This is a genomic window from Pseudomonas sp. 2024-210, assembly GCF_045062345.1.
Lineage (GTDB): Bacteria > Pseudomonadota > Gammaproteobacteria > Pseudomonadales > Pseudomonadaceae > Aquipseudomonas.
The window spans coordinates 15,055-31,943 of sequence record NZ_JBJGEJ010000012.1; the positions used below are offsets into that span (position 1 = coordinate 15,055).

Genomic DNA, 16,889 nt, shown 5'->3' on the forward strand with positions numbered 1-16,889 from the left:
ATGCGAAGAGCCGCAAAGCTTACACGATTGAGCTTTGAAGCTGTAGCCGCCGCAAAGGCGGCGGCCGGCGCGCATCAAACCGCGTAAATAGCCATCAGCCGCGCAATGTCGCGCGCCCTATCGGTGAGCAGTTGTGCGGCGTTGGCACAGGCGTCTTCGAGGCTCATGGGCCCGCTGGTCACGGCGAATGCGGCGTTGATGCCGTGCGCATAGAGTGTTTGATACCCCTCGCCCAACGTGCCAGCCAGCACCACGACCGGCACACCCTGAGCCTGAGCTATGCGCGCCACACCAAAGGGGGTTTTGCCGCGTAATGTCTGCGCATCGAAACGGCCTTCACCAGTAATCACCAGATCGGCATCCTTAACAGCTTCTGCCAGCCCCACCAATTCCGCCACCACTTCAACCCCGGCGCGAAACTCTGCGCCGAAAAATGCCTTGGCTGCAAAACCAAGCCCGCCTGCGGCTCCCGAGCCGGGCTCATCACGCACATCCTTGGGTAATACAGCCGCGCAGTGATCGGCAAAATGTCCCAGCGCTCGATCCAGCAAGCGAACGTGCTCAGGTGTTGCGCCCTTTTGCGGGCCAAAGATGGCAGAAGCGCCGTGTTCGCCACACAGCGGGTTGTTAACGTCGGCGGCAATTTCAAATCGAACGTCCGCCAAGCGCGGGTCAAGCCCCGAAAGCTCGATGTGTGCCAGCCTGGAAAGCGCCAGACCTCCGGGCGCCAAAGGCTGCCGTTCAGCGTCAAACAGACCCAGCCCCAACGCCTGCAAGGCGCCCGCACCCGCATCATTGGTGGCGCTGCCGCCGATGGCCAGAATAATGCGTTGTGCGCCCGCATCGAGCGCTGCCCGGATCAGTTCGCCAGTGCCGAAGGTGCTGCTGATGCGTGCATCGCGTTGCGACACAGGCACGCGTTGCAAGCCGCTGGCTTCGGCCATTTCGATAATGGCTGTATGGCTGTCCGGCAACCAGCCCCAATGAGCCTCGACCGCTTCGCCCAGCGGGCCCTGAACGTGATTGCGGCGCAACTGGCCATTGCCTGCGGCAACGATGGCCTCCACAGTGCCTTCGCCACCATCGGCCATCGGGCAGGTCACCAACTGCGCATCGGGCAGCGCGTCTGCCAGGCCCGCCGCGATGGCATTGGCGACTTTTTCGGCACTCAGGCTGTCTTTGAACGAGTCGGGGGCAATCACGATTTTCATAGGGGCGCATCTCCAGGTCTTATGCCAACCATGCTGCCATCATCGGGCTGCAAACACGCCAGTCAGGCGCACAAGCAATCACAGTGTTTGTTGTTCATTCTGACAAGGCAACAATTGCACACCCAAATACAACGCCAGCATGCCGTTCAAACTCAGCGGGTCCACTGAACTCAATTCAGCGATGCGTTCCATGCGGTAACGCAGGCTGTTGCGGTGGATACCCAGTGCGTCCGCGCATAACTGGCTTTGGCCGTCGTGCTCGCACCAACTGCGAAGCGTGGCAATCAACTGACCGTTGCTGTCTTTAGCCACGACTTTGTGCAACGGCCCCAGCAGTTCTTCAAGTGCATCATCATGCCGGTGACGCCATAGCATCACAGGCAAGCGGTAGCGATCTAGCGCCAGCACGCGGGTCTGGGGCAACACGTCGCGCCCATACGCCAGCAAGTCAGCGACCCGGCGATAGCAGCGACGCAGGCCTTTAAGTGCATCAGCCTGCCCCCCTGCTGCAATGCGCAGCACTTTCCAGCCCTGAGCATCCAGCCGTTCCAGCAGGCGCAGGTCATCCAGCGCAACCGTTGCAGGCCGGCACCACAACAGCGAGCCGGTCGCCGGGGTGACGCACCAGCTGTCCGGGTAGCGCGATTGCAACCACGCACTCAACGCTTCGGCGCTTTGACCTTTGCCCAGTTCGAACAGATAAGGGATACGCGATAACTGCGGTTTTAATCCCAACTGTTGAGCCTCATCGATCAGCCTCGGGGAATCGCCGCCTTCGCTGAGCAGTAATGCCACCAGGTCATCGCAACGCTGACGGCGCCACTGCTGTTCGGCCTGCTGGTAACGCTGGCCGACCAGCATTTCGGCGGTCATGCGCACCAGTTGAGCGTAAGTGCGAAGCTTCTCCGGTTCACCGGTCAGCCCTAGCACGCCGACCAGACGATCATCCAGCAATAGCGGCAAATTGATTCCGGGCTGAACACCCTTCAGGCAGGTCGCAGTCTGCGCGTCGATTTCCACCACTCGTCCATTGGCCAGCACCAGCTGCGCACCCTCGTGCCGGGTATTGATACGCTCAGGCTCGCCACTGCCCAGGATCAACCCCTGGCTGTCCATGACGTTTACGTTGTAAGGCAAAATGGCCATCGCGCGATTGACGATGTCCTGCGCCAATTCATGATCCAACTCAAACATGGGGACGACAATCCTTGGAAAAAATTTGTTCATGGGCACAGCGCTAGTGGAAATTCCCTGTGCGCAGGCACAAAGACAGCAGCGTTAAGGTGGTCGAAACTCAGGCCGCGATCAACGTTAACCCCGGATCGTGAAAAAACATAATAAAGAGAGACATACAATGTCACAGAGCGCCACCGCTTCGCTGATCAGCGATGACGATAAAAACGCCATCTACAAGCGCATCACACTGCGCCTGATTCCCTTTATCTTCATCTGCTACCTGTTCAACTACCTTGACCGGGTCAACGTGGGCTTTGCCAAACTGCAAATGCTCGATGCGTTGAAATTCAGCGAGACCGTTTACGGCCTTGGAGCCGGGATTTTCTTTATCGGTTACGTGCTCTGCGGCGTTCCGAGCAATCTGGCCCTGACCCGATTTGGCCCACGGCGCTGGATTGCTGTGATGATGATCGGCTGGGGCGCGTTGTCGACCTGCCTCATGTTCGTGACCACACCGACCGGCTTTTACACCCTGCGTTTTTTCACCGGTGCCGCCGAAGCGGGATTTTTTCCGGGCGTAGTCTTGTATCTCTCGCAATGGTTTCCGACCTTTCGCCGTGGCCGCATCATGGCCTTATTCATGTGTGCTATCCCGGTTTCCGGCTTGATTGGCGGGCCTTTCTCGGGCTGGATTCTCAGTCACTTCGCCGCAGGCCAGGGTGGGCTCGCTGGTTGGCAGTGGATGTTTCTGCTGCAAGGCATTCCCACGGTCATACTGGGCGCACTGGCGATTTTCTTGCTGAGCGACAGCTTTGCCAATGCCAAATGGCTGGGAGCCCATGAACGTGCCGTGTTGCAAGCCGACCATGATCTGGATGCTGCCAATAAACCCTTAACGGCGACCGATTCACTGCTGGCGGTGTTCAAGAACCCGGCAATCTGGGCCTTCGGCCTGATTTACTTCTGCATCCAGAGTGGCGTCTACGCAATCAACTTCTGGTTGCCCTCGATCATCAAGAACCTGGGCTTCAGCGACACCCTGGTGATTGGCTGGATCAGTGCGATTCCTTACCTGCTGGCGGCTGTCTTCATGTTACTGGTGGGTCGCTCGGCGGACTTGCGTAAAGAGCGCCGTTGGCATTTGGTGGTGCCCATGTTGATGGGCGCGATTGGGTTGGTGATTGCTGTGAACTTTGCAACACAGCCTGCCATTGCGATTCTTGGCCTGACCATCGCCACGATGGGTGCCCTTACCGGTTTGCCGATGTTCTGGCCGGTGCCGACCGCGATGCTCAGTGCGGGGGCTGCAGCAGGTGGCCTGGCGTTGATCAACTCGATGGGCCAGATGGCGGGTTTCCTTAGCCCGTATTTGGTGGGTTGGGTTAAAGACGCAACGGGCTCGACTGATGTGGCCTTGTACGTACTTGCGGCGGTAATCGTCGCTGGCAGCGTATTGGCATTACGGATGACACGCGGGATGAATAACGCCTAACAGCGCTTGTGATCTGGTTTGTGATCTAGATCTTGCTTGTGATCTTGATCTTGCTTGTGATCTTGATCTTGGCTTTTGATCTTGCTTTTGATCTTGATCTGCCGCCCCTTCGGGAGGCCGAAAGGAGGTTTCGCGGAGTGGGTCGACCGGCATGGATGCCGGGAGAGCCGTGTTGGGCCATGGATGGCCCGTCACGGCGTGCCCACGGAGCGGGACCGGAGTGAGGGACACCTGAGCGCAGCGAGGGCCGTACGCGGGGGCAAGGCCTTTTTGCTTACTTTTGTGGCTGTTTGACAAAAGTGAGCCGCCGTAAGGACGGAACCCGTAGATAATCGTTAAGCATCAAATGGATATGTACGCGGTTTATATAACTGGAGCACTGAGTACATATCCATTGGATGTGTAAATTCTTTCTACGGGTTTCGCCCTTACGGCGAGGTACTTTTGGCAAACGCCCCAAAAGTACCCAAAAGGTCTGCGCCCTACCATACGGCCGACCTCGCCTAGGCTCGCCCGGTGCCAGAACGAAGGCACTGTTATGGGGGCACGCCGCGACGGGCCATCCTTGGCCCGATCGCGGCTGGCTCGGCGTCCTGCCTCGCCACCCCCATAACAGCACCTGCGTTCAGCCTCCTGTGATGGGCTCCAGTGTCGCTCCCACTGTTTCGGTGGCGGCAGGAGGAATGTTTTAGAAGCTGCAATCTAGAAGCTGCAATCTAGAAGCTAGAAGCTAGAAGCTAGAAGCTAGAACGGATTTGCCCTACAGCTCGCTGAGCCTCAAGCTACACACTTCCTAACAATCATAAAGCGTGTTGCGACGAGGCTGTTGTGTCCAAAGGTATTGTTCTATCGGTTCTGGCATCGAGCCTGTTCGGTGTCATGTATTACTTCACATCCCTGCTCTGGCCCTTGAGCGGTGCCGAAATCTTCGGCTGGCGTATGCTTCTGACCCTGCCCTGCATGACCCTGTTCATGTGTGTTTCCGGCGATTGGCGCTTGGTGCCAAAAATCATCTCGCGGCTGCGCCAGCAACCACGCCTCTGGGCAGTTCTGTTGGCCTCCAGCGCGCTGGTGGGCCTGCAACTCTGGCTGTTTCTCTGGGCTCCACTCAATGGGCATAGCCTGGATGTCTCGCTGGGCTACTTCCTGCTGCCGCTGACCATGCTGCTGACCGGGCGACTGGTGTACGGCGAACATTTGTCCCATCTGCAAAAAATTGCCGCCGCCTTGGCCACGCTCGGCGTCGCCAATGAGGTCTATCGCGTGGGCGGGGTTTCATGGACCACGGCCGTGGTCGCCATCGGCTATCCCTTGTACTTCGTGCTGCGCAAACGCGCCGCGACCGACAACCTCGGTGGCCTGTGGCTCGACATGCTGCTGTTGATTCCCGTCGCTTTCTGGTTTGTACAAAGCGGTGAGCAGGGTTTTGACGTGGCCAGCCATCGCCCTGCCCTGTATGTGTTGATTCCGCTACTGGGCGGCATCAGTGCGTTGGCACTGATCAGCTACATCCTGGCCAGCCGGATGCTGGCCTTCAGCCTGTTTGGCCTACTCAGTTATGTGGAACCGGTGTTGCTGGTGTTTGTCGCCTTGTTGCTGGGGGAAAGCATCACCGCCGGACAATGGATGACCTATCTACCGATCTGGATGGCCGTACTGGTGTTGATGTATGAAGGTTTCAAGCATCTGGTACGTCATCGTCGGTCGGTTTGATATCCCGTCACGCTGAGCGGCTATGCACGCCACATCCGTGTAGCCGCTCACGTTTAGACGAGTCTGGCATCGGCCAGAAGCCGACACTTACGAAGATCAGGCGTGCAATGCCCTGATCAATGCCCGTGGATTGCCTGGGTGGTATGCCGTTGACCTTGCGGAAAACCATGCGCTTTTGCCCGAAATGCAATGGCCAGGCTGATCACTAGCAGCGCCAGCAACACGCCAGCAAATGCACTCGTTCCCCATTGGCCCAGTAACACGCCACCGAGCAGTCCACCGCCGGCAATAGCACTGTTCCAGACCACTACGTTCATGGAGAGCGCAACGTCAGAGCCCTTGCCGGCGGCGTCGGCGAGTGCTGTTTGCAGCAGGGTGGCCGCACCACCAAAGGTCAGCCCCCAAATGAAGACCCCCGCGTAAACGGCCACGGCAAAGCCTGAGAACACACCGAGGAAAATCGAAACCGCTGCGAATAGTGCAAGGCTGGCCAGAACGGTTGTTCGCAGGTGCCGGTCAACCAGTCGGCCCGTGAGCCAGATGCTGGCCAACGCCGCGACACCAAATGTGAGCAAGACCAAATCGACGTCTCTGTCGAGCCCGGCCCTGGACACGAAGGGCGCGACATAGGTGTAAAGAATGTTGTGGGCCAGCATCCAGGTGAAGACCACTGCCAATACCGAGCGCACGCCCGGAGTGAAGAATACCTGGCGTAACGGCAGGCGCTGTGAGGATGATTGGCCTGGGTAATCAGGCACTTTGATCAGCACCCAAACGATCAACACCAAGGTCATGCCGGACATCAATCCAAAGGCCATGCGCCAGCCCATGAATCCACCCAGCCAAGTTCCCATTGGCACGCCCAACGACAACGCGATCGGCGTACCCACCATCGCCACCGCCAATGCGGGCCCCTGCAAATGAGGAGCGACCATGCGCCGCGCATAGCCCGCGATAAGGCTCCAGGCCAGTCCCGCTGAAACCCCGGCGAAAAACCGCGCAATCAGCGTCAGCCAGTAATCGGATGAAAGTGCCGTGAGCGAGTTGAATACCAGGAAGCCAACAACGGTCACCAGCAGTACCGTTCTGCGGCGCCAGCTTTGCGTGGCAATGGTCAGCGGGATGGCCGCCAGTAACGACCCCAACGCATACACAGTCACCATCTGCCCGGCCAGAGACGCAGAGACACCCAGGCCACTGCCGATTTCGGGTAGCAAACCGGCTGGCAAGGTCTCAGTGACAATGCAAATGAAACCCGTCATCGCCAGTGCAAGCAGGGCCCCAAGCGGAAGCTGTCCGCTAGGTCGCTGTTCTGTAGTCATCTGCCACCTCACTTATATACTGATCGATACAATATGGAGGTGTGCCGCGATCTCGTCAATGACTTATATATCGACTAGTATTGAAGTGATCGACAGGAGGTTCACATGGCACAGATGGGACGTCCACGCACCTTTGACCGTAGCGTGGCGATTACTCAGGCGATGCATTTGTTCTGGGAGCACGGCTATGACGCAACATCGCTCAGCCAGCTCAAGGCCAATATCGGCGGCGGTATAACCGCCCCCAGCTTCTATGCTGCGTTTGGCTCAAAGCAGGCGCTGTTCAATGAAGTGATGGAACGTTATCTGAACACCCACGGCCGGGTGACCGATAGCCTCTTTGACACTACGCTCTCCCCGAGAACGTCGATCGAATTGACGCTGCGGCGCTCCGCGAAAATGCAATGTGAACCCGGCCACCCCGCAGGATGCATGGTGGCGCTGGGTCTGCTGAGCGCCTGCACGGATGAAAGCCAAGCCATCTCCCAGCCACTGGCTCAAGCAAGATCCTTGAACCGTGCAGGGATGTTGGCGTGTGTCGAACGCGCTATAGCATCCGGAGAGCTCTTACCGACGGTTATGCCCGAGGCATTGGCCACGGTGTTTGAGAGCTTTCTGCTGGGCATTTCAGTACTGGCCCGAGACGGCGTGCCCCTCAAACAAATAGACAACGCGGTGACGCACATCATGACGTTATGGGATGCATCGTGTTGCGCCGCCCGGAAATCGCCAGCCCGGTAGTATCCTCCAAGTCGCTCAGTGGTGATCTGAATGAGCGCAATACCTCAGACATTTGCGCAGTAACCGCGGCTTACTAGAGTGTGTCCATGCCTACAATTAATCCCCGCCGCTGGCTGGTTCTGTTAGCCGTCATGCTGGCCTTCCTGCCGGTGGTCATCGACATGACCATTTTGCACATCGCCGTGCCCTCCCTGACCTTAGCGCTCGGAGCCTCGGCCAACGAGGTGTTGTGGATCATCGACATCTACCCGCTGCTGATGGCGGGTTTGCTGGTGCCCATGGGCACCTTGGCCGACCGCATCGGCGACCGTCGCGTGTTGCTCACCGGGTTGGTCATATTCGGCTTCGCCTCACTGCTGGCCGCCTTTGCGCCGACCCCGGCCCTGCTCATCGGTGCACGGGTGCTGCTGGCCTTGGGCGGCTCGATGATTTTGCCCTGCGTGCTGGGCATCATTCGCCGTACCTTCGAGGACGAAAACGAGCGTGCTATGGCCCTGGGCCTGTGGGGGACGGTTGGTGCCGCAGGCGCTGCGCTAGGGCCTTTGATTGGCGGTGCGCTGCTGGAGCACTTCTGGTGGGGCTCGGCCTTTCTGATCAACGTGCCGATCATGCTGGTGGTCGCGCCGCTGGTGTTCCTCCTGCTACCCCGCACGCTACACACCACACCGGGTACTTGGGGGCTGGGCCAAGCCCTACTGCTGGTCGCTGGCATGCTCGCGCTGGTGTACAGCATCAAGGCTGCCGCCAGCGCGACGCAACCGCTGGCCATGGCGTTAGCCGTGGCGCTGCTGGGGATTGGGCTGCTGACCGTCTTTGTGCGCATGCAATTGCGCTCGGCGCAGCCCATGCTCGATCTGTCGTTGTTCTCACACCCGGCGATCCTGGCCGGAATGATTATGGCCACGGTGGCGACGGTTGCGTTGGCTGGCGTCGAGCTGACGCTGGCGCAAGAGCTGCAATACGTGCTGGGCAGAACACCGTTGCAGGCGGGCATCTTCATGATACCGATCATGGCTGCCGCCGCCGTGGGAGGTCCCATTGCTGGCTATCTGTCTAACTTATGCGGATTGCGTCTGGTCGCGAGTGCATCGCTGGTGTTGTCCGCCGTCGCCTTGGCGTTTCTAGCCTTCGCGGACTTCCATACGTCCGGCTTCATGGTGCCGGCGATGCTGGCGTTGCTGGGTCTGACGCTCAGCATCGGCCTGACGGCTTCGTCCATCGCCATCATGGGCTCGGTGGAGCCCAGTAAAGGCGCAGCGGCAGGTGCGCTCGAAGCCACCGCCTATGAACTGGGCACCGGGTTAGGGATCACCTTTTTCGGCGTATTCATGTCCGCTTTGTTTGGCCAGAGGATTTCGCTAGCCGTTGATCTCGATAACGATCTGGCAGAGCGTGCGGCACGTTCGATTGGCGATAGTTATGTCGTCGCTAACCGTTTGGTCGAGCCCCAAAGTACTGCACTCATAGAGGCGGCTAAAGAAGCTTTTTCAGCCGCTCATGAGCTGCTGCTGATGACATCTTCCGTAATGATGGGAATTCTCGGCATCGTCGTGTTCATCATGCTTAGCAGCTACAAGGGAGGAAAATAACCGCTCACTCATCCTCGGCTGTTTCGAGATTTGGCACTCCCTACCCACCCATCAGGCCGCCAGAACTGACCGTTAATCTTTTATTTCAAAAACACGAACGCACGTTTTAAACGGATTTGGCCCAGTATTTGCTTGGGATATTTAGAATTGATCTTGCTTAACAAGAATCAGTCCTAAGTAACTGGTTTAAAACGTGTTTGCCAATGGCCCCCAACACCCTCAAGCTACGTGCCCACTCAAATGAGTAACGTTGTAGATCCATTGAGGTTGTTGTGTCTAAAGGTATTGTTTTATCGATTTTGGCTTCCTGCTTGTTCGGCGTCCTGTACTACTTCACTTCCCTCCTCTGGCCCCTTGATGGCCAAGAAATCTTCGGCTGGCGAATACTTATTTCGCTGCCCTTTATGACTCTATTCATCTACCTGTCCGGTGATTGGAAATGGGTCCCTATAATTTTCAAGCTCTTACGCGATAAACCTCTACTGATTCCTTGTGTGCTGCTCACCAGCTTCCTGGTCGGCCTGCAACTCTGGATGTTTATGTGGGGGCCTTTAAACGGGCATGGTCTGGACGTGTCTCTGGGCTATTTCCTGTTGCCACTGACAATGATCCTCACTGGGCGCATCGTCTACGGTGAGCACCTGTCGCACTTGCAGAAAATAGCCACGGCACTGGCCGTTGTTGGCGTGGCCAATGAACTGTACCGAACGGGCGGTTTTTCATGGACGACACTAGTAGTAGCCATCGGCTACCCACTGTACTTCGTGCTGCGCAAAAAGATCGGTATCGACAACCTCGGTGGGCTGTGGCTGGACATGCTGCTTATGGTGCCCGTCGCCCTGTGGTTTGTACTCGCGGGCGGGCACATTGATCTCGGCGCACAACGTCAGGCTTTGTATGCACTCGTACCGTTGATGGGTGTGATCAGTGCCGCTGCAGGCTTTGCTTACATCCTGGCCAGCCGCCTGCTGCCCTTCAGCCTGTTTGGCTTGCTCAGTTACGTCGAGCCGGTATTGCTGGTGGCCGTCGCTCTGTTGCTGGGTGACAACCTCGAAGACGGCCAATGGCTGACTTACGGCCCGATCTGGCTTGCTGTGGTGGTGTTGATTATTGAAGGCTTGAAGCATGTGAGCCGCCAACGCCGCTCAATCTAAAGCCGGCCCGCTTCAAATCGGTAGCCAGAGTTTGAAGCGGGCACCGCCCAAGGGTGATGGCTCCACGGTTAACGTACCGCCCTGGGCTTCCAGGGCGCGTCGGCTAATCGCCAACCCAAGGCCAAAGCCGCCCGTAGCCCGGTCACGGCTACGATCAAGCCGATAGAAAGGCTCGAAAATGCGCTCACGCTCTGCCTGTGGAATGCCAATTCCATCGTCGTCCACCCACAGCTCACACCCCGTAGCCGACACATGTACACCTAACTGAATGCGCCTGTCGCAGTAACGCATGGCATTGCGCAGCAGGTTTTGCAGTGCACGAGCCGTTAGGCGCGGGTCCAGCACACATCGTTGCTGAGTGCCCAGCAAACGCACATCCAGAACGATGTCCGGGGACTCAAGCGCCTCATCGAAGCTGCCCAAAATACTGTCGATAAATTCGTCCAGTGCGACGTCAACGCGCTCCGGCATCAGCTTGGGATTTTGCAGGCGACTGAACGAGAGCAGTTCCAATACCAGCTCATCCAGTTCGCGTATGTGCCCGACCATTAATTGCAAACGTTCACGACTGGCCTCGGGCAGGTCGTCACACAGCACCAGTGCCAAGCCAAAATCAAGCCGGGTCAGCGGTGTGCGTAATTCGTGGGACACGGCATTGAGCAGCTCACGCTGTTGATTGAGCAGCAACTCGACATCTTGAGCCATGGTGTCGAAGACGCTGGCCAGGTCGTGAATATTGGAACGCGGCGATATCTGTGTGCGCGCACTCAATTGCCCTTGGCCCAGCCGCGCAGCCGTGCGTTTGAGGCGCTCAAGATCACGCCAGTGCGGGCGTAACCACAACAACAAAGCGCCGAGCAAAGCGGCGCCAATCAGTACGTTGATGCTCCAATACAGCACATTCATGTCAAATGGATCAGGCGGCATGACCCATTCCAGCGCCAGCTCCTGGTTGAGCGGCGACACCACCAGGGTTCGCCATCCCCACTCCCCAATGCGCAAAACCCCTTGGCCTTGCGCCAACTGCTCCTGCTCCCTGGCGTCAAACTTGGGAGCCGTAATGGGCAGCAAATTGACCCTTATAGGCTTGAACTGCTCATCGAGTTCGTGTGCCAAGGCGGACCACTGCTCCACTGGCCGCTCTTTGAATTGTTTGACCAAAAGCGTTTGCATCCCCCGGGACATGTCCACGTTGTAGCTGACAAAGCGCTCATGAAACAGCGACACAATGAGTTCGGGCACTGCATAAATGGCAGCGGCAAAGGTGAAGATGGTGATCAGGTACAACCGGATCAGAACCTTGAACATGGACTCAGCATTCCCATTCGCTACGGCTGAACAAATACCCCTTGCCCCACACCGTTTTGATTTTGCGGGCTTCGCCAGCGCAATCGTCAAATTTGCGCCTCAGCTTGGAGATGGCCACGTCCACTGAACGATCTGTGCCGTTGAACTCGATACCGCGCAAGCGTTGCAGGATCTGATCGCGACTCAGCACTTCGCCCGCGTGGCGGGACAGCACCACCAGCAAGTTATATTCGCCGCTGGACAGCTCAACCGCCTGCCCTCGCCACGTCACTGTGCGCTCCGAGAGGTCGATACTCAGGTTGCCAATCACGATGCGGTCACTGGCCACACTGGGTTCAGTCAAGCTACTGCGCCGCAACAACGTCCTGACTCTGGCCAGCAACACACGGGGATCGCAAGGTTTTGTCACATAATCGTCGGCGCCCATCTCTAGCCCTAGCACCTGATCGTGGCTATCGTCGCGGGCGGTCAGCATCAGAATCGGTAGGCTCTGCGAGTCCGTGCGCAATAAGCGGCACACCTGCAAGCCATCCAGGCCCGGCAACATCAAGTCGAGAATGACCAGGTCCGGCGGGTTGCTTTTAGCACGGGCACGTACTTGATCCCCTCGGGCAATGACACTGACCTGATAGCCATTTCGCTCCAGGTAACTGGCAATCAGCTCCGACAAGGCTGCATCGTCTTCAACCAGTAAGATAGTGGGCATAATAAATGCTTACATCAGGGGGGAACCCCGAAGGATATATAACCCTACGCCCCTGGGTGTATAACCTTCACACTTTTTCACATAGATCCTACATAGCTTCACAACGCCCCTTGCGCACTGCGCTTAGCATGCCAAGTACTTTACAGAAACATCCTGCACTTATAAGAAGGCACACCTGTTGAAAAAGCTTTTCGCCCCGCTCTGCCTTTCGGCGCTGGCATTGGCCCTGACTGCTTGTGACAAAAGTCCCGCTGCGCAAACTCCAGCGCCCTTGGCAAAGGTGCGCACAGAGGTGGTCGCGACGGCCCCACTCTCGATCAACAATGAACTGAGCGGCCGAGTGGTTGCCCCGCGTGTGGCGCAAGTCAGCGCCCGCGTGGCCGGCGTAGTCCTCAAGCGTGTGTACAGCGAAGGCGCTGAAGTGAAACAGGGGGATGTGCTGTTTCTGATTGATCCGGCACCGTTCAAAGCTGATCTGGACAGCGCACAGGCAGCCCTGAATAAATCCAGGGCAATCGCACAGCAGGCCAAACTGCAAGAGCAACGTTACGCCGATCTGATCGGCATTAACGCCATCAGCCGTCAGGACTATGACAACGCTCAAGCACAAGCGCAGCAAACTAACGCCGACGTAGCCGCCAATCAGGCAGCCGTGCAGCGGGCAAAGCTCAACCTCGGGTATGCCACCGTGACTGCACCGATCTCTGGGCGTATTGGTCGGGCGCTGGTGACTGAGGGTGCGTTGGTGGGGCAAGGCGAAGTGACGCCAATGGCGCGGATACAACAGCTCAATCCGATCCACGTTGATCTGACCCAGTCCACCCGTGACGTTGATAACTTGCGCGCAGCGTTTCGTGCCGGCGAACTCCAGCAAATAGGCAACAATCAGGCCCGAGCAACGTTGATTCGTGACAATGGCAGCCTTTATCCGTTACCGGGCAAGCTGCTGTTTACCGACGTGAGCGTTGAACCCAGCACCGGCCAAATCATTTTGCGCAGCGAGTTCCCCAACCCGGATCATGACCTGTTGCCCGGCAGTTTTGTGCGCGTGCGCCTGGAACAGGCGGTTAATAAAGAAGCAATCACAGTGCCGCAACGCGCGATATTGCGCGACAGCGCAGGCGTTGCCCAAGTGCTGTTGCTGGACGCCGAGAACAGGGTCAAGCAACAACCCGTACAGCTGGGTGGCGTCCAAAATGATCGATGGATCGTCAACGAAGGGCTCAAGCCCGGCGACCAGATTGTGATTCAGGGCTTGCAACACGCCCGTGTGGGCGAACAGGTACACATCGACAACCCGACTCTCCCCCTCGCACACTCCACGGATCAGTGAGCATGCCGCAGTTTTTTATCGACCGCCCTATCTTTGCCTGGGTCGTGGCACTGTTCATCTTGCTGGCTGGCGCATTGGCCATCCCGCAACTGCCCGTGGCCAAATACCCGGTCGTCGCGCCGCCTCAAGTGGAGGTGTACGCGGTCTATCCCGGTGCCTCGGCACAAACCCTGGACGAAAGTGTGGTCAGCTTGATTGAGCAAGAGCTCAACGGCACTGATGGCCTGTTGTATTTCGAATCCCAGAGCAGCCTGGGTAGCGCAAGCATTACCGCAACATTCAAACCCGGCACAGATCCGGAAATGGCTCAGGTGGATGTGCAAAACCGTCTCAAGGCGGTGGAGTCACGCTTGCCACAAGCCGTGATTCAGCAAGGCCTGCAAGTCGAGAAAATCTCTTCGGGCTTCCTGATGCTGGTGACCCTGACCGCTGACAAGGACAGCACGCTCGATGAAGTGGCGCTCAGTGATTACTTGGCGCGCAATGTCATGAACGAAATCAAGCGCGTAGAAGGCGTCGGCAAGGCACAGCTCTACGGGGCTGAACGGGCTATGCGCATCTGGATCGACCCGCAAAAGCTGATAGGTTTCAACCTAACCGCCGCAGACGTTAACCAAGCGATTGCCAGCCAGAACGCCCAGGTCGCGGCGGGGAGCATTGGTGATTTGCCGGGCAGCAAAACCCAGGAAATCACCGCTACGGTGCTGGTCAAAGGCCAGCTTTCCACGCCTCAGGAGTTTGGCGATATTGTTTTACGCGCCAACCCGGACGGCTCCACCGTGCGTATCAGCGATGTGGCACGGGTCGAAATCGGCAGTCAGGAATACCAGTACGGCACCCGCCTCAATGGCAAATCCGCCAGCGCTTTCAGCGTGAAGCTGGCCCCCGAAGCCAATGCCTTGAGCACTGGCAATCTGATTCGCGCAAAGATGGACGAATTGAGCCGCTACTTCCCTGCCGGGGTGGAATACACCATCCCCTACGACACAACACCCTTTGTCAAAGTGTCGATTACCAAAGTGGTCTACACGCTGGTTGAAGCGATGGTGCTGGTGTTTGCCGTGATGTTTCTGTTTTTGCAGAACGTTCGCTACACGCTGATTCCGACGCTGGTGGTGCCGGTGGCACTGATGGGTACGTTTGCGGTCATGCTAGTACTGGGGTTTTCGATCAACGTACTGACCATGTTCGGTATGGTGCTGGCCATCGGTATTTTGGTGGACGATGCCATCGTCGTGGTGGAGAACGTCGAGCGAATCATGGTCAGCGAAGGCTTGTCGCCTCGTGACGCTACGCGCAAAGCGATGACGCAAATCAGCGGGGCAATCATTGGCATCACCCTGGTGCTGGTCGCAGTCTTTATACCGATGGCCTTCATGCCGGGTTCGGTAGGCGTCATTTATCAGCAGTTTTCGTTGTCGATGGCCACCTCCATCCTGTTCTCGGCGTTTTTGGCCCTGTCGCTGACACCCGCATTGTGCGCCACCCTGCTCAAGCCCATCGCTAAAGGCGAACATCACACCAAGAGCGGCTTCTTTGGCTGGTTCAATAAAAAGTTCGATCGCCTGTCAGAGCGTTATGAACATTGGGTCATCCATCTGATCAAACGCAGCGGGCGTTATCTGCTGCTTTACGGCGCATTGCTGGTGGTGCTGGTGGTGTGTTTTGCACGCCTGCCCTCCTCCTTTTTACCGGTCGAAGATCAGGGTTACATCATCACCGATATTCAACTGCCACCGGGCGCCAGTCAAAACCGCACCATCGACGTGGTCAAGCAAATCGAGGCGCACAACGCCAGTGAACCGGGTGTTGGCAATACCACGATGATTCTGGGGTTTAGCTTTTCAGGCAACGGACAAAACGCAGCGCTGGCGTTCACCACCCTGAATGACTGGTCGCAGCGAGGCAGCAAAGACTCGGCGTTTTCGATCGCTGAGCGTGCCAACCAAGCGTTCGTTGAGCTCAAGGATGCAATTGCTTTCGCCATCCTGCCTCCGGCTGTGAGTGGCCTGGGCACCTCGAGCGGATTTGAATTTCGTCTGCAAGACCGCGGCAGTGTCGGTTATGACGCCTTGATGCAGGCCCGTACCGAGCTGCTGGCGTTGGCCGAGAAAAGTCCGGTGCTGGTCAATGTCCGCGAAAGCGCTCTGGCAGAAAGCCCGCAAGTGCAGCTTGAAGTGGATCGTAAACGCGCCAATGCCTTGGGCATTTCGTTTACCGACATCGGCAGCGTGCTGTCGACCGCCGTGGGTTCGGCCTATGTCAATGACTTCCCCAATCAGGGGCGCATGCAGCGTGTGGTGGTTCAGGCTGAAGGCGATCAGCGCAGTCAGGTCGAAGACCTGCTCAAGATCAACGTGCGTAACAACCTCGGAAAAATGGTACCGCTGTCAGCCTTTGTCGAGGCCCGCTGGATACAAGGCCCCGCCCAACTGACGCGTTATAACGGCTACCCGGCTATCAGTATTTCCGGCGAGTCGGCGCCCGGTCACAGCACCGGCGAAGCGATGATTGAAGTTCAGCGTCTGGTGGATCAACTGCCGGCGGGTCTGGGGCTGGAATGGACGGGCTTGTCTTTGCAGGAAAAGTTATCAGGGGCGCAAGCCCCAATCCTGCTGGGCTTGTCGTTGCTGATCGTGTTTCTGTGTCTGGCAGCGCTGTATGAAAGCTGGTCGATACCCACTGCGGTCTTGCTCGTCGTCCCGCTGGGCGTGCTTGGCGCCGTACTGGCAGTGACCTTTCGCGGCATGCCCAACGATGTGTTCTTCAAGGTGGGTTTGATTACCATCATCGGCTTGTCGGCGAAGAACGCGATCCTGATCATCGAATTCGCCAAAACCCTGTACGACGAAGGGCATGATTTAGTGAGCGCCACGGTACAAGCTGCACGCTTGCGCTTGCGTCCGATCGTCATGACTTCAATGGCCTTCATACTTGGCGTGGTGCCGCTGGCTTTTGCCACCGGCGCCAGTTCAGCCAGCCAGCAAGCCATCGGCACAGGCGTGATAGGCGGCATGATCGTGGCCACTCTGGCGGTAGTCTTTGTACCGGTATTTTTTGTGGTGGTGATGAAGCTGGTCAACGCTAAACCTCGCCAGCTTTAAGGGACGCTGTACGTGCTAAGGTTCAGTGACACACTTTACA

The 16,889-nt window shown here is 57.6% G+C and carries 12 protein-coding genes; 7 read left to right on the top strand and 5 right to left on the bottom strand.

Annotated elements, in window-relative coordinates:
- Nucleotides 1–74: 74 nt before the first annotated feature.
- Nucleotides 75–1,211: a glycerate kinase gene (locus ACI7MX_RS16410; RefSeq protein ID WP_314483176.1), complete on the bottom strand. Its 1,137-nt coding sequence runs from the start codon at nucleotides 1,209–1,211 to the stop codon at nucleotides 75–77.
- Nucleotides 1,212–1,289: 78 nt separating this feature from the next.
- The gene (locus tag ACI7MX_RS16415; RefSeq protein WP_314483178.1) at nucleotides 1,290–2,405 is read right to left on the bottom strand and encodes a sugar diacid recognition domain-containing protein; all 1,116 of its coding nucleotides are present in this window, start codon (nucleotides 2,403–2,405) and stop codon (nucleotides 1,290–1,292) included.
- Nucleotides 2,406–2,565: 160 nt separating this feature from the next.
- On the opposite strand from ACI7MX_RS16415, the gene ACI7MX_RS16420 reads away from it, so the two are divergent.
- Nucleotides 2,566–3,879, top strand: coding sequence for an MFS transporter (locus ACI7MX_RS16420; RefSeq protein WP_405585584.1), 1,314 nt, complete (start codon nucleotides 2,566–2,568; stop codon nucleotides 3,877–3,879).
- Nucleotides 3,880–4,707: 828 nt separating this feature from the next.
- Nucleotides 4,708–5,592: an EamA family transporter RarD gene (gene rarD / locus ACI7MX_RS16425; RefSeq protein ID WP_405585587.1), complete on the top strand. Its 885-nt coding sequence runs from the start codon at nucleotides 4,708–4,710 to the stop codon at nucleotides 5,590–5,592.
- A gap of 116 nt (nucleotides 5,593–5,708) precedes the next feature.
- Here rarD (ACI7MX_RS16425) and ACI7MX_RS16430 read toward each other — a convergent pair whose 3' ends face one another.
- Nucleotides 5,709–6,914, bottom strand: coding sequence for an MFS transporter (locus ACI7MX_RS16430; RefSeq protein WP_405585590.1), 1,206 nt, complete (start codon nucleotides 6,912–6,914; stop codon nucleotides 5,709–5,711).
- A gap of 105 nt (nucleotides 6,915–7,019) precedes the next feature.
- On the opposite strand from ACI7MX_RS16430, the gene ACI7MX_RS16435 reads away from it, so the two are divergent.
- The 3 genes from ACI7MX_RS16435 to rarD (ACI7MX_RS16445) all read left to right on the top strand — a co-directional run bounded on the left by ACI7MX_RS16435 (nucleotide 7,020) and on the right by rarD (ACI7MX_RS16445) (nucleotide 10,398).
- The gene (locus ACI7MX_RS16435; protein WP_314485207.1) at nucleotides 7,020–7,655 is read left to right on the top strand and encodes a TetR/AcrR family transcriptional regulator; all 636 of its coding nucleotides are present in this window, start codon (nucleotides 7,020–7,022) and stop codon (nucleotides 7,653–7,655) included.
- Between the two features lie 86 nt (nucleotides 7,656–7,741).
- The gene (locus ACI7MX_RS16440) at nucleotides 7,742–9,244 is read left to right on the top strand and encodes an MFS transporter (protein ID WP_405585593.1); all 1,503 of its coding nucleotides are present in this window, start codon (nucleotides 7,742–7,744) and stop codon (nucleotides 9,242–9,244) included.
- Nucleotides 9,245–9,516: 272 nt separating this feature from the next.
- Entirely contained in the window at nucleotides 9,517–10,398 is an 882-nt protein-coding gene (gene rarD / locus ACI7MX_RS16445) for an EamA family transporter RarD (protein WP_405585596.1), read from the top strand.
- Between the two features lie 12 nt (nucleotides 10,399–10,410).
- Here rarD (ACI7MX_RS16445) and ACI7MX_RS16450 read toward each other — a convergent pair whose 3' ends face one another.
- Together ACI7MX_RS16450 and ACI7MX_RS16455 are read right to left on the bottom strand one after the other, a co-directional pair.
- Nucleotides 10,411–11,706 (bottom strand): ATP-binding protein, encoded by a 1,296-nt coding sequence (locus ACI7MX_RS16450; RefSeq protein WP_405585599.1) that lies wholly within the window; start codon nucleotides 11,704–11,706, stop codon nucleotides 10,411–10,413.
- Between the two features lie 4 nt (nucleotides 11,707–11,710).
- Nucleotides 11,711–12,412 (bottom strand): response regulator transcription factor, encoded by a 702-nt coding sequence (locus tag ACI7MX_RS16455; protein WP_405585602.1) that lies wholly within the window; start codon nucleotides 12,410–12,412, stop codon nucleotides 11,711–11,713.
- A gap of 175 nt (nucleotides 12,413–12,587) precedes the next feature.
- Between ACI7MX_RS16455 and ACI7MX_RS16460 the strand changes: the two genes are divergently transcribed.
- Both ACI7MX_RS16460 and ACI7MX_RS16465 read left to right on the top strand, forming a co-directional pair.
- A complete protein-coding gene (locus tag ACI7MX_RS16460) occupies nucleotides 12,588–13,745 on the top strand; it encodes an efflux RND transporter periplasmic adaptor subunit (RefSeq protein WP_405586044.1) in 1,158 nt (385 codons plus the stop codon).
- Nucleotides 13,746–13,747: 2 nt separating this feature from the next.
- Nucleotides 13,748–16,849, top strand: a complete 3,102-nt coding sequence (locus ACI7MX_RS16465) for a multidrug efflux RND transporter permease subunit (RefSeq protein WP_405585605.1) — start codon at nucleotides 13,748–13,750, stop codon at nucleotides 16,847–16,849.
- Nucleotides 16,850–16,889: the final 40 nt, after the last annotated feature.

Coding starts and splice junctions, on each gene's coding strand:
- ACI7MX_RS16410 (WP_314483176.1), bottom strand. CDS start 1,211: ATGAAAATCGTGATTGCCCCCGACTCGTTCAAAGACAGCCTGAGTGCC.
- ACI7MX_RS16415 (WP_314483178.1), bottom strand. CDS start 2,405: ATGTTTGAGTTGGATCATGAATTGGCGCAGGACATCGTCAATCGCGCG.
- ACI7MX_RS16420 (WP_405585584.1), top strand. CDS start 2,566: ATGTCACAGAGCGCCACCGCTTCGCTGATCAGCGATGACGATAAAAAC.
- ACI7MX_RS16430 (WP_405585590.1), bottom strand. CDS start 6,914: ATGACTACAGAACAGCGACCTAGCGGACAGCTTCCGCTTGGGGCCCTG.
- ACI7MX_RS16435 (WP_314485207.1), top strand. CDS start 7,020: ATGGCACAGATGGGACGTCCACGCACCTTTGACCGTAGCGTGGCGATT.
- ACI7MX_RS16440 (WP_405585593.1), top strand. CDS start 7,742: ATGCCTACAATTAATCCCCGCCGCTGGCTGGTTCTGTTAGCCGTCATG.
- ACI7MX_RS16450 (WP_405585599.1), bottom strand. CDS start 11,706: ATGTTCAAGGTTCTGATCCGGTTGTACCTGATCACCATCTTCACCTTT.
- ACI7MX_RS16455 (WP_405585602.1), bottom strand. CDS start 12,412: ATGCCCACTATCTTACTGGTTGAAGACGATGCAGCCTTGTCGGAGCTG.
- ACI7MX_RS16465 (WP_405585605.1), top strand. CDS start 13,748: ATGCCGCAGTTTTTTATCGACCGCCCTATCTTTGCCTGGGTCGTGGCA.